This window comes from Emcibacter sp. SYSU 3D8, from assembly GCF_039655875.1.
GTDB lineage: Bacteria > Pseudomonadota > Alphaproteobacteria > SMXS01 > SMXS01 > RI-34.
This window is the reverse complement of sequence record NZ_JBBYXK010000002.1, coordinates 284680-297245: the sequence shown is the minus strand read 5'-3', so window position 1 is coordinate 297245 and position 12566 is coordinate 284680. Positions and strand designations below refer to the sequence as shown.

Here is a 12566-nt window from a genome sequence, read left to right as displayed (position 1 = left end):
CCGTTTCTCTCGCGGCAGGGCCGGCGGCGGCGGCTGAGCGCGTCGCTCTTCTCGATGTGAATGAAATGTCCATCGAGGAACTGGCCAATGTGGAGATCACGTCGGCATCGAAGACGCCTGAGCCGCTCAGCGACGCGGCCGGCGCCATCTTCGTCATCTCCCACGACGACATCGACCGGGCGGGCGCCACGAGCGTGCCCGACATGCTGCGGCTGGCGCCCAATCTGCAGGTGGCGCAGGTCGCCTCCAACAGCTTCGCCATCGCGTCGCGCGGCTTCAACGGCACGCTTACCAACAAGCTGCTGGTGATGATCGACGGGCGCAGCGTCTACACGCCGCTTTATGGCGGCGTCTACTGGGACATGCAGGACGTGATGCCCGGTGACGTGGACCGGATCGAGGTGATCAGCGGGCCAGGCGCCACCTTGTGGGGGGCCAATGCCGTAAACGGCGTGGTCAACATCATCACCAAAAGCTCTGCCGAAACCCAGGGCGGCGTCATCGAACTGGGGGGCGGCAATCTGGAGCGCGGCGCCGCGCTCCGGTACGGCGGCCGGCTCGGACCCGAGCTCACCTACCGCCTTTATGCCAGGGCGACGGATTACAGCAGCCTCGACCAGGTGGGCGGCGCCGAGCGCCAGGAAGGCTGGCACAAGCCCCAGGGCGGATTCCGCCTGGACTGGACCCCGGGCGACGACGTGGTCACCTTGCAGGGCAATTTCTACCGCGGCGAGGAAAAGGCGGGCGCCCTGGCGCACCAGAATGTCTCCGGCGATAACGTCCTGGCGCGCTGGCAGCACCGCTTCGACGACGGATCGAACCTTCAGGTGCAAGCCTATTTCGATCAGGCGAGCCGCTTCGACGCCAATGCCGAACACACCGGTTTCGAGATCAGGACATTCGATATCGACGTCCAGTACAGCTTCCAGGTCGGCGATTGGAACGACGTGGTCATCGGTGGCGGCGAGCGCGCATCGCGCTACCGCATAACCGGAAACGACGCGTTGCTGTTCGTGCCCGACCGGGGGACGCTTTACCTGACCAATGGCTTCATCCAGGACAGCATCAGCCTCGGCGACTCGGTCACGCTGGTGCTTGGCGTCAAGCTCGAGGACGATCCCTATTCCGGCCTGGCGGTACTGCCCTCGGCCCGGCTGTCGTGGAAGGTTGGCGACGACACGTTGCTGTGGGCCGGTGTGTCGCGGGCGGTTCGGTCACCCACGCCCTATGACACCGGCATTGTGCTGAGGCTGGGGACGGTCGACTTCCTGACCGGCAGCAAGAGCTTCAAGGCAGAAAAGGTGACCGCCTACCAGATCGGCTATCGTGGCCAGCCGTTGCCGCAACTGACGCTTTCGGTGTCCGCCTTCTTCAATGACTACGATGATCTTCTGAGCGTCGAGCCGACCCCTGTTACAATATTGCCGCTGCATTTCGAGAACCTGATGCGCGGCCACACCTACGGCATCGAGGCCTGGGCCACCTACCAGGCGGCCGACTGGTGGCGGATCAGCGCCGGTGTCAACTGGCTGCATCAGGACCTGGGCTTCAAGCCGGGCGCCGGCCAGATTGTGGGTCAGGAATTCCTGGGCAATGACCCGGACTACCAGTTCTCCGTCCGGTCGTCGGTCAGCCTGGGTCACGGGATTTCCTTCGAGGCGGCCGTGCGGGGCGTCGGGGCGTTGCCCGATCCCAGGGTGGGGTCATATGTCGAAGCCGATGCGCGCATCAGCTGGCAGGTGACCGAATTTCTCGATGTGTCGGTCGAAGGAACCAATTTGCTGCACCGGAGACATCAGGAGTTCGTGACGGACGGCCTGATGGGGCTGGTCCAGCGCAGCTTCTTCGTGAGCACCCGATGGAAGATCTGATTCGCATCAGGCGTCTGTCCTGGTTCTGCGCCCGCGCCGTATTGGCGCTGGGCGTGATGCTGGCTGGTGGACCCGGCGCGGCCAGCGCGGCGGCCGACAATCCCGTCGAGGCCGCAGTCAAGGCGGCGTATCTGTACAAATTCGGCGCGTTCGTGCGCTGGCCGGACTCGGCGTTCGAGTCCCCGTCGGCGGCAGTCAATGTCTGCATCGCCGGCACCGACCCGTTCGGCGACAAGCTGGACAAGGCGGTCAGCGGACAGCGTATCGGCGACCGCCCGATCGTGGTCCGGCGGCTCAAGACGGTCGACCCGGGTTCCGGCTGCCAGATTCTCTATGTAGGCGGCCCGGACGACAAGGAGGTCGCCGCGGCCCTATCCGCCGTGCGCGGCGCAGCGGTTTTGACGGTGACCGACGATGGCCGGGGCGGCGCGGCGGGAATCCTGCAATTTGTCATCAAGGACAACCGGGTCCGGTTCTCCATCGACGACCAGAAGGCGGCCGAACACGGCCTGGAGCTCAGCTCCCGGCTGTTGCAGCTTGCCGTCTCGGTCAAGCCGAGGGCATAGCCATGCGCTCGCGCATTGCCGGCATGCCGATCCGCTGGAAGCTGGCCTCGGTGACGGTCGTGACCACCATCGTCGCGCTCATCGCAACCGGGCTGACCCTGGCGATCTACGATACGCGGACCTATGAGCGGCAGCGCATCGCCTCGATCGCCGGCACCACCAACATCCTTGCCGACAGCGTCGCCGCGGCGCTCATGTTCAACGATCCCACGACCGTCTCCGAGTACCTGCATGTCTTCGCCGCCAACCCCGATACGGTCGCGGCGGCGGTCTACGGGCCCGACCGGGAACTGATCGCGCGTTACCAGCGGCAGGGCATGACGCAGGTGGCGGTGCCCGAAACCTCGCCCGGGATCGCCAGCCGGTTCGAGGGCGGGTTCGTCAGCGCCTCCGTATCCGTCATTCGCGATGGCCGCAGCCTCGGCACGGTCTATGTCCGCGAGCGCGCCGAGTCCGTCGCCACCCGGCTCCTGCGCTTCGGCGTCATCCTGCTGATCGCGGTCGCGGCGTCGCTCGCCGTCATCCTGCCGATCGCGCTGCGGCTCCACCGGGCGATATCCAATCCCCTGGAGCAACTGGCCGACAAGAACGCGATCATCGAGACCACGTTGGCCTCGGTCGATCATGGCGTGCTCGTGGTCGATGGAAGCATGCTGGTATCCTATCTCAATGAACGCGGCTCGGAAATACTGGCAGGCTTCGGCCTGGGCGACCTGGACATCGGCCACAATATCGAGGACGCCATCCGTCAGTCCGGCAAGGCGGCCATGCGGCGCGACCTGGAGTTGATGGCGTCGCAGGAGCCGTTGCGGCTCAACCAGCAATTGCCCGACGGCCGCACCATCGAACTGCGCCAGTCGCCGCTGCCTCAAGGTGGCTTCGTGCGTACCTACACGGACATCACCGAGGGCATTCACCGCGAGGCCGAGCTTCAGGCCGCCATGCTGAAGGCCGAGGCTGCCGACCGGGCCAAATCCCAATTCCTCGCTGCCATGAGTCACGAAATCCGCACGCCGATGAACGGCGTCATCGGCATCGTCGAGTTGCTGCACGGCACGGCGCTGTCGCCCGAGCAGCAGCAGATGGTGGAAATCATCCGTCAGTCGGGACTCAGCCTGCTCGACGTCATCAACGACATCCTCGACTATTCCAAGATCGAGGCCGGCAAGATGACCATCGAGACGACCCGGTTTGCCCTGGGCGACGTGATCGAGACGGCGGCGGTGGCCATCGGCGGTCACACCAAGAGCAAGACGCTGAACATCCGCTGCGGCATCGATCCTGCCATCGACTGGGTGGTCGAGGGCGACCCGGTCCGTATTCGCCAGGTTGTCCTCAATCTGATGGGCAACGCGCTGAAGTTTACGGAAATGGGCACCATCGCCGTCGACGCAACGGCCGAATCGACGACCGGCGATTCGGTGACGGTGCTGTTCGAGGTCAGCGATACCGGTATCGGCATCGAACCGGAAAAGCTGAGGACCCTGTTTCAGCCGTTCAGCCAGGCCGATTATTCGACCACCCGTGTATTTGGCGGCACAGGCCTCGGGCTGTCGATCTGCAAGAACCTCGTGGAACTGATGGGCGGCGATATCGGTTGCCGCAGCGCGCCGGGTGAGGGGTCGGTCTTCTGGTTCCGGGTTACCTTCGGGCGCCTGCCCGAGAGCGAGCGGAAAGATCCGTTCGTGCGCTACGCCGAGACCCTCGCCGGCCTGCGCGTGATTGTCTTCGACCGGTCCGAGGCGAATCCGGCGACGGCGCGGTACCTGAAGGCGGCCGATGTTCAGGTTACCAACTGCCGGACCGTCGCTGAATTGCTGGACGGCCTGTCCCGGGCGCAGGCCGCCGGCCAGCCGCTCGACCTAGCGGTCATCAGGGTCGGTGTCAGCGAGGACAGCGGCTCGCTGATCACCGCCGAATTGACGCGGCGGCGGGATATCAAGGACACGAAAACCCTCTTCGTGGTGCCGCGCATCGGGTCGCTGGCGCACCAGCTTTCCGGCGCGGATGCGTCAGCGGCGGTCGTGGTCTCGCCGCTGCAGCGCGACCGATTCTATGATGCGGTGGCCGAGGCGACCGGGCGCGAGCCGGCCCACGACGGCGCGCGGGCGGCGGTGGCGGCCCTGGAATTCACCGCACCGGGCATCGAACAGGCCGCCGCCCATGGGGGCCTGATCCTCGTCGCCGAAGACAACGAGACCAACCGCTTCGTGATCGAAAGCCAGCTGGCAAGGCTCGGCTATGCCGCTGAATTCGTCTACGACGGCCGCGAGGGCTGGAACGTCTATTGCCGCGACGACAGCCGATACAGCCTGCTGATCACCGACTGCCATATGCCGTTCACCGATGGCTATCAGCTGACCGGCATGATCCGCGACCGGGAGATGTCGACCGGACGGCGGCTTCCCATCGTGGCGCTTACCGCCAATGCGCTGAAGGACGAGGCCGACACCTGCCTCGCGGCGGGGATGGACGACTACATGTCCAAGCCCGTCGAACTGAAGCACCTGGACGAGATGGTGCGGCGATGGATGCCCAAAGGGGCCGAACTGCGCAGACCGGCGGGAGCCGCGCCGCCGGCCGTACCAGCCGCCGCGCCGTCGGCACCCGCGCCCATCGACATGGAGGTGCTCGCCCGAATACTCGGCAAGGATGATCCCAACTATCTGCGCCTGATGCTGGATGTCTTCTGGCAGAGCGTGGAAGACAGCCCGGCGAAACTCCACCAGCTCGCCGAAGTCCGCGACGCGCGGCAGCTCAAAAGCGCAGCCCACTCGGCCAGGGGCGCCGCAGCCTCGGCCGGCGCCAATATCCTGGCCGAGTTGCTCGGCATTCTCGAGGCCGCCGCCGATGGGCAGGAATGGCGCATCGTCGACGACCTGCTGCCCGGTGTCCAGTCGGCCTTCGACGACCTGGGCGCGTTCATCGAGGCGACGCGGGCGACGGCAGGATAAGTCTGGCCTGCACTGGCGCGCGGCCAAGCCCGGTCGGGGCCTGCTTCACGCCTTGGCGGGCGTGAAGGTCAGCGACAGGCCGTTGATGCAATAGCGCAGGCCGGTTGGTCTGGGCCCGTCCTTGAACACATGCCCCAGATGGCCGCCGCAGCGGCGGCAGTGCACTTCCGTGCGGACCCAGCCATGCGAGCGGTCGGGTTTCGTGCGCACGGCGTTTGCCAGCGGCCTCCAGAAACTGGGCCAGCCGGTGCCGCTGTCATACTTGGTCTTCGATGAAAACAGCGGCAGGCCGCAACCGGCGCAGCTGAAGGTGCCGGCGCGCTTCTCGTGGTCGAGCGGGCTGGTGAATGCCGGCTCGGTTCCTTCGCGGCGCAGCACCCGGTAGGCAGCGGGACTCAGCAGCGCCCGCCACTCCGCGTCGGTTTTTGTGACTTCGAAGGTCTCGGCGCCTGCGGATTTCGCGCCGGCCCGCACCACACCCGTCGCCCCAAGGGCGGCGAGCAGGCCGGCGCCGCCGAACAGCACGGATCGTCTGGTATACATGGCCATGCTCCTATTTCGCGGCGATCAGCACCGGCTGATCGCGGTACTGCTGCGGGAACATCTTCTTCAGATTGGCGATCTTCGGCAGATCGTAATAGGCGATGTAGCGGCTTTCCGGATGCAGCGTGGCGTAGTCCTGGTGATAGTTCTCGGCGGGCCAGAATTTCGGCGCAGCCTGCACCTTGGTGACGATGGACCTGGGATAGGCCTGCGCCTTGTCGAGCTGGGCGATATAGGCGGTCGCAACCGTCATCTGGCTGTCGCTGGTTGTGAAGATCGCCGAGCGGTACTGGGTCCCCGTGTCGGGTCCCTGCCGGTTAAGCTGGGTGGGGTCGTGAACCACCGAGAAGAAGATGTGCAGCAGCTGTCCATAGGTAACCTGCCGGGGATCATAGGTTACCTTGACCGCTTCCGCGTGGCCGGTACGGCCTGAGGTCACGGCCTTGTAGCGCGGCGACTTGACGGTCCCGCCCGCATAGCCGGAGACGGCGCTGGTGACGCCCCTGGTGTGCTGGAAAACCGCCTGCACGCCCCAGAAGCAGCCACCCGCCAGGATCGCGGTTGCCGACGTCGCTGTGGACGGCGCATCGAACGCGGGCGGCGGAATGGCGACCGCCTTCTCGGCGGATGCAGCCGGCGGCGCAGTCAGCATGGCGGCGGCGAGCGCGGTGGCGAGAATGCGGGAAAGCGGGTGAAAGAATCGGTTCATGGGCTCTCTCCTGCGGCCGCACCGGGTGGAGCGCGGCCTTCTCCTGTCATTCGGCAGGACGGTATGAAAGGTTACACGCCCGCCGCCAATAGGGCCCCGCGAGCGAAATTTTCATGGCATGATGTAACCCGCAGCCTGACTCCGGCGAATGAGTTCTCATACAGACCTGCATCGGGGTAAACCGCATGTCCGGCGACGCCAGCACCCAGCCGCGGCCGCACCGCGCCATCCATCCTTCTATCGTCCGGTTGACCCATTGGATCAATGCCGCGGCCTTGATCGCCATGGTGATGAGCGGGTGGCAGATCTACAACGCCTCTCCGATCTTCGACTTCCGGTTCCCGGTTTCGATCACCCTTGGTGGCTGGCTTGCCGGCGCCATCGCCTGGCATTTCGCGGCCATGTGGGTGCTGGCCGTCAACCTGCTGGTCTATCTGGCCTATGGGCTGTTCTCCGGCCATTTTCGCCGCGACCTGCTGCCGATCACGCCCGCCGGCGTCTGGCGCGATGTCAGGGCGGCGTTCGCCTTCCGGCTGCCGCACAGGCCAGGCCGGTACAACGCCGTGCAGCGGTTGCTTTACGCGGGCGTCATTATGCTGATCATGCTCGCCATTGTCTCGGGCCTCGCCATCTGGAAACCGGTGCAGTTCCAGACGCTGGCGTGGCTGATGGGCGGATACGATATCGCCCGTGTCGTCCACTTTTTCGCCATGGCCGGCATTGTCGGCTTCTTTGTCGTTCATATCCTGTTGGTGCTGATCGTTCCAAAGACGCTGCCGCCGATGATCGTCGGTGGCAGAATCGAGGACGCGGAGACAAACCCATGAGCCTCGCCAGACCGCAACGGCCGTCACTTGAGGATATCAAACCCGACCTGGTCGACATGGAGCGCCGGCTGTTCCTGCGCGGCAGCCTGTCGCTGGGGGCGCTCACCATGTTGACGGGCTGCAACCTCGTCGAAGGCAATTCGGTCGACCGGGCGCTGATGGCCATGTCGCGCTGGAACGACAAGGTTCAGGCATGGCTGTTCGACCCCGACAAGCTGGCGCCCACCTATTCCCGGGCCGATATCACCCGGCCGTTTCCGTTCAATGCGTTCTACCGGGAAACCCGCGCGCCTGTCGTCGACGGGTCAACCTACAGGCTGGAACTGTCCGGCATGATCGCGGACAAGGCGCCCTGGACCGTCGATCAACTGCGCGCGCTGCCCCAGGAAAGCCAGATCACCCGGCATATCTGCGTGGAGGGCTGGAGCGCCATCGGCGAGTGGTCCGGCGTGCGCTTCGCGACCTTTCTCGATCGCATCGGCGCCGACAGGCGCGCCCGTTACGTGGGGTTCAAATGTGCCGATGGTTACTATTCAAGCATCGACATGGCCACGGCGCTTCACCCGCAAACCATTCTGGCGCTGGATTTCGGCGCATCGCCGCTGCCGCGCAAATATGGCTACCCCATGAAATTGCGCGTGCCCACCAAGCTGGGTTTCAAGAATCCCAAGCACATCGCCGCACTGTTCGTGACCAACGACTATCCGGGCGGCTACTGGGAAGACAAGGGCTACAACTGGTTCAGCGGATCCTGAGGGTGACCGAATAGGGATTTGCCAAATGCCAGCAGGTGTCCTTAGCCTAGATCAAGGCGCGTTCCGCGCTTCCGGAACCAGCAGAGTGGACAAACGTGAACGGGACGAGATCGACCGCCATCTGGGCGGGCTGATGGCGTCGGCGCAGGCCGGCGACCAGGCCGCCTACGATGCGCTGTTGCACGCGTCCGTTCCCCTCGTCCGGGCGGTCGCACGCGGCCGCGGCGTGCCGCCTGAAACGGTCGACGACGTGGTCCAGGAAACCTTGCTGACCATTCACCGGGCGCGCCACACCTACGACCCCACCCGCTCGTTCCGGGCGTGGCTGCGCACCATTGCCGATCGCCGTGCCATCGACCTGCTGCGCCGGCAGGGACGGCAGCGGTCGCGTGAAGTCCATGACGAGCTGGCTTACGCGTCTCATGCCGACCCCGCGCCCGTCAGGCCGACGCGCCCTGAACTGGACGGTGACCTGCGCCGCGCCGTCGACTCGCTTCCCGATGGCCAGCGTCAGGCCGTCGAGGAATTGACGCTGAAGGATCGAACCCTTGCCGAGGCGGCCATGGCTACCGGCCGGTCTCAGGGGGCACTGAAAGTCAACCTGCACCGCGCGCTGAAGTCGCTGCGGACGCGGCTGAGCGGCTGGGAAGGCTAGATGACAGACAGCCGCTCCACCGAATCCCTGATCCGCAACCTGGGCGCCGGCCTGATGCCGGTCCGCCGTGCCGCTTCGCCAAACCGGCTCACATTGGTGTGGCTCGGCGTCGCGTCGCTGATCGCGGCGGGGCTTTCCCTGATATTCGACATGGATGCCATGATGGCCCGGCTGGCCTCGGCCACCGATCTGTGGCTTGCCGCGCTGGGTGCGCTGCTCACCGCCCTGTTGGCGGCCAAGGCCGCGTTCGAACTGGGCGTGCCCGGGCGCTCGCGCCTGTGGGCGTTGCTGCCGCTGCCGGCGGCGCTGCTGTGGATCGGCGCGAGCGGCATGGGCTGCCTGCGCAACTGGGCCGAAAGCGGCTGGCAGGGCGGTGAGGATCTGGAATGCCTGAGGTTCATCCTCGGCACATCGATTCCGCTGGCGGTCGCCATTGTGGTGCTGCTGCGCCGGGTTTTCCCGCTTTATCCCATGTTGACGGCGGGGCTCGCGGGGCTTGCCTGTGCAGCGGCATCGGCAGCCCTCCTCAACATCGGCCACCCGTTCGACGCGACGGCAACCGATCTTGCCGCCCACGCGGCGGCCGTGGCGCTGGTGACCCTTGCACTGACCGTCTCCGGAGGCCGGTTGCTGCGCCGGTAGGGAACCAGTGCGGGCATTCTCCCTGCGGGTCCTGACAGGTTTCTGGTCCCTTTGACGGCGTGGTAGAACCATGCTGCCCGCCGTGCCGGGGGCACAACAGGGGAGGACGCCATGCCGGGAACCGAGGACAAGCTGGACATCCACGAGACGCTTTATCGCTATTGCCGCTCCATGGACCGCATGGACGCGCCACTGGCGCTGGATTGCTTCTGGCCGGATGCGACACTGGAATATAGCGGCCTCTACAACGGGTCGCCCGCGGGCTTCGTCGACTGGCTGTGGCCGGTGCACGCGTCCATGGTCTGCCACACCCACCGGGTCTGCAACATGCTGGTCGACTTCACCGGCGACGCGGCGGCGGTCAGCGAGAGCATGGTGCAGGTCACGCTGCGCATGCAGCAGGGCGACGAGTTGATCGATCTGATCGGTCATGGCCGATACCTCGATACCTGGCGCAAGGCCGAGGGCCGCTGGCGTATCGCCGACCGCGTCTTCGTGTCGGACATGAGCACCATGGTGCCGGTGCGCGCCCGCGACGTCGGTGCTATTCTCTATCCGGGCACGCCCGGGCAGCAGCCGCTTCCCGGCAGGCGCGACACCTCGGACCTGTCCTACCGTTTGCTACCTAACCTGGGGAGAGCGTGATGAAACTGGGCGCCGTCTATCCGCAAACCGAATTGAAGGGTGATCCGAAGGCCGTGCACGACATCGGCCTTGCCGTCGAGAAACTGGGCTACGACCACATTCTGGTGTTCGACCATGTGGTTGGCGCCTCCCACGACCGCGAACCCAAGCTGTGGGGGCCCTATACCGAGAACCATCCGTTCCACGACCCGTTCGTGATGTTCGGCTACTGGGCCGGCATCACGCACCGGCTCGAGATGGTGACGGGCGTACTGATCCTGCCGCAGCGCCAGACCGTGCTGGTCGCCCAGCAGGCCGCCGATGTGGACCTGCTGTCGCATCAGCGCCTGCGTCTCGGCATCGGCACCGGCTGGAACTACGTCGAATACCATGCCCTGGGCCAGGACTTCGAAACCCGCGGCGCCCGCGCCGACGAGCAGATTCCGTTCCTGCGCCGGCTATGGTCCGAGCAGGTCATGAGTTTCGACGGCAAGTTCGACCACATCGACAAGGGTAACATCCTGCCGCGCCCGAAGCGGCAGATCCCCATCTGGGTCGGCGGTTTTACCGAGCCGGCGTTCAGGCGGGGCGGCCGGCTGGGCGACGGATACATCTTTGCCGGCGATATCGATCACGCCACCCAGGGCTGGGAGCGGGTGCGCCACCACCTGAAGGAATCCGGTCGGCCCGAAGCCGGTTTCGGCCGCGAACTGATCACCATCCGCGCCACCAATCTGCAGGAAACCGTCGATACGGTGAAGCGCTGGCGCGACCTGGGCGGCACCCATGCCTCGATCAACTCCATGGGCAAGGGTTTCACCACCATCGAGGCGCATGTCGACTTCATGTCCGAGGTGCGCCACCGCATCGAGGCGGGACAGACCGCGCCTATGGTCGTTTGAACCCGATAAAGCTGGCGTCGAGCGATCGCGCGTCGATCCGTTGGGCGGCAGCCACCACCGGGATGTAGTAATCGGCCGGCCCGCCGCGGACCGGGTTGGTGTATTCCCACAGCACGGTGCCGGTCCCATCGACCTCGACCAGCCGGCCGCCTTCGGACTCGGTCAGCAGCGTGTTGCCGTTTGCCAGCCGCCGGGCCGATAGCCCCGTCGCGCTGGCGAAGGGCTCGTCGGTGCCGCCGCCATAGGACCAGATGACCGTGCCGGTCGACAGATCGATCTGCTGCACCCTGCTTTCGTTGTCGGCCGGAGCGTCGGCGATCATGAGGTCGCCATCCGGCAGCGCGCGGGCCTCGTGCTGGCTTTGCCATTCGCCGCGCTTCGCCCAGACGATCTTCCTGCTCGGTACATCGAGGATGGCGACGGCATCGAGCATGCCGAATGACAGCAAAACCCGTTCGCCCGCGCTGTCAGGCGCCCCTTTCACCGGGTTGCCGCCAAGATACTGAACGCTTGTCGCGCCCAGCGGGTCGTGTTCGTCAGGCGGCGCGTTATCCAGAAGCGAGGCGAAGCGCGAACGCTCCAGCGCCTCGACCAGCGAGATTTTCGCCAGTTCCTTGCCGGCCGGGGACAACAGCACCAGGAAATCCTCAAGGTAAGGTGTCTCGATGGTCGAAGACGGCCGGCTGTCCTGCTGGATGGACTGGACCAATACCAGCACCCGGCCATCGGGCGTCATGTCGAACCCGCCGTGCGCGCGCTCCAGATAGCTCCAGACCGGACGTGAATCCTTGTCCACCTTGACCATTCCATAGCCCGCCGGCAGGTGCCCGGCCGCCTCGAAGACAGCGATCAGGTCGCCATTGGGCAGCACTCGTGCATCGCGCAGAAACACCAGATCGTCGGGCTGAGGCTCCTTGACGGCAGCCTTTTCCGGAGTCCACGCCCGGCTGTAGGGAATGGTCCATTCATGGACCGGTGCGCCCGTCATGGTCACCAGCCGTGCAATCGGCCCTTCGCCCGACGTGTACAAAGTAAAGCCGCGCTCGGCGTTGATCGGATCCCAGATCGTTACACCCTTGTCGGCGGCGCGGGCGGCGCTCCAGTGATCCGAGGTCAGTGGATCCGTGATCGCCTGCCGCTCCTCGCGCAGCGCGTCGCCCTGCCAGGTATCGAGCACGAAACGCGTGGCCGGCGGCCAGAGCATGAGAACGGCAATCACCGCCGCCACACCTGCCACCCCAACGCCGATCCAGGCCTTATTCTGCAATTGCGGTCCTTTCCTCCAGCGCCTCACGGCGCACCATAGAGGTACAGCGTCGCGCGGGCCAATGCCACCACGCTGGCCAGTATTGCCCCGGCGGAAAGAAGCCTGTTCAGGACAGTTCCGGAATCCCCGGTCAGTGCTCAGAAGTGGGTTGATGTCTGATCTATCCGGACAGATGACAGAAAAGGGGGTGATTGGCTGGGGAACAAGCGACCAGCCATAGAGTTATGTTGATATCAAGCGTGCCTATTTCG

12 protein-coding genes are annotated in these 12566 nt (G+C 65.5%); 9 read left to right on the top strand and 3 right to left on the bottom strand.

Going from position 1 to position 12566, the window contains the following annotated elements; translation table 11 throughout:
- The first annotated feature begins 65 nt into the window (after nucleotides 1–65).
- From WJU21_RS07340 to WJU21_RS07330, 3 genes are read left to right on the top strand one after another with little or no spacing between them, the layout of a single operon-like run.
- Nucleotides 66–1871, top strand: a complete 1806-nt coding sequence (locus WJU21_RS07340) for a TonB-dependent receptor (RefSeq protein WP_346322752.1) — start codon at nucleotides 66–68, stop codon at nucleotides 1869–1871.
- Nucleotides 1859–2437, top strand: a complete 579-nt coding sequence (locus tag WJU21_RS07335) for a YfiR family protein (RefSeq protein ID WP_346322751.1) — start codon at nucleotides 1859–1861, stop codon at nucleotides 2435–2437. Before WJU21_RS07340 ends, WJU21_RS07335 begins: the two co-directional genes overlap by 13 nt.
- A 2-nt stretch (nucleotides 2438–2439) precedes the next feature.
- Entirely contained in the window at nucleotides 2440–5391 is a 2952-nt protein-coding gene (locus tag WJU21_RS07330; RefSeq protein ID WP_346322750.1) for an ATP-binding protein, read from the top strand.
- Between the two features lie 45 nt (nucleotides 5392–5436).
- Here WJU21_RS07330 and msrB read toward each other — a convergent pair whose 3' ends face one another.
- On the bottom strand, nucleotides 5437–5934 hold the full coding sequence (msrB, locus tag WJU21_RS07325) for a peptide-methionine (R)-S-oxide reductase MsrB (protein WP_346322749.1): 498 nt from the start codon (nucleotides 5932–5934) through the stop codon (nucleotides 5437–5439).
- A gap of 10 nt (nucleotides 5935–5944) precedes the next feature.
- On the bottom strand, nucleotides 5945–6643 hold the full coding sequence (msrA, locus tag WJU21_RS07320; RefSeq protein ID WP_346322748.1) for a peptide-methionine (S)-S-oxide reductase MsrA: 699 nt from the start codon (nucleotides 6641–6643) through the stop codon (nucleotides 5945–5947).
- Between the two features lie 185 nt (nucleotides 6644–6828).
- Between msrA and WJU21_RS07315 the strand changes: the two genes are divergently transcribed.
- From WJU21_RS07315 to WJU21_RS07290, 6 genes are all read left to right on the top strand, one after another.
- A complete protein-coding gene (locus tag WJU21_RS07315) occupies nucleotides 6829–7470 on the top strand; it encodes a cytochrome b/b6 domain-containing protein (protein ID WP_346322747.1) in 642 nt (213 codons plus the stop codon).
- Nucleotides 7467–8225, top strand: a complete 759-nt coding sequence (locus tag WJU21_RS07310) for a molybdopterin-dependent oxidoreductase (RefSeq protein ID WP_346322746.1) — start codon at nucleotides 7467–7469, stop codon at nucleotides 8223–8225. The genes WJU21_RS07315 and WJU21_RS07310 overlap by 4 nt, the downstream gene beginning before the upstream one ends.
- An 85-nt stretch (nucleotides 8226–8310) precedes the next feature.
- Nucleotides 8311–8880: a sigma-70 family RNA polymerase sigma factor gene (locus WJU21_RS07305; RefSeq protein ID WP_346322745.1), complete on the top strand. Its 570-nt coding sequence runs from the start codon at nucleotides 8311–8313 to the stop codon at nucleotides 8878–8880.
- Complete coding sequence (locus WJU21_RS07300; RefSeq protein ID WP_346322744.1) at nucleotides 8881–9522, top strand: NrsF family protein; 642 nt, start codon at nucleotides 8881–8883, stop codon at nucleotides 9520–9522.
- Between the two features lie 111 nt (nucleotides 9523–9633).
- Nucleotides 9634–10167, top strand: a complete 534-nt coding sequence (locus WJU21_RS07295; protein WP_346322743.1) for a nuclear transport factor 2 family protein — start codon at nucleotides 9634–9636, stop codon at nucleotides 10165–10167.
- Entirely contained in the window at nucleotides 10167–11048 is an 882-nt protein-coding gene (locus tag WJU21_RS07290; RefSeq protein ID WP_346322742.1) for an LLM class F420-dependent oxidoreductase, read from the top strand. The genes WJU21_RS07295 and WJU21_RS07290 overlap by 1 nt, the downstream gene beginning before the upstream one ends.
- On the opposite strand, the gene WJU21_RS07285 is transcribed toward WJU21_RS07290, so the two are convergent.
- Nucleotides 11035–12315: an arylsulfotransferase family protein gene (locus WJU21_RS07285; RefSeq protein ID WP_346322741.1), complete on the bottom strand. Its 1281-nt coding sequence runs from the start codon at nucleotides 12313–12315 to the stop codon at nucleotides 11035–11037. The two genes, WJU21_RS07290 and WJU21_RS07285, sit on opposite strands and share 14 nt — an antisense overlap.
- Nucleotides 12316–12566: the final 251 nt, after the last annotated feature.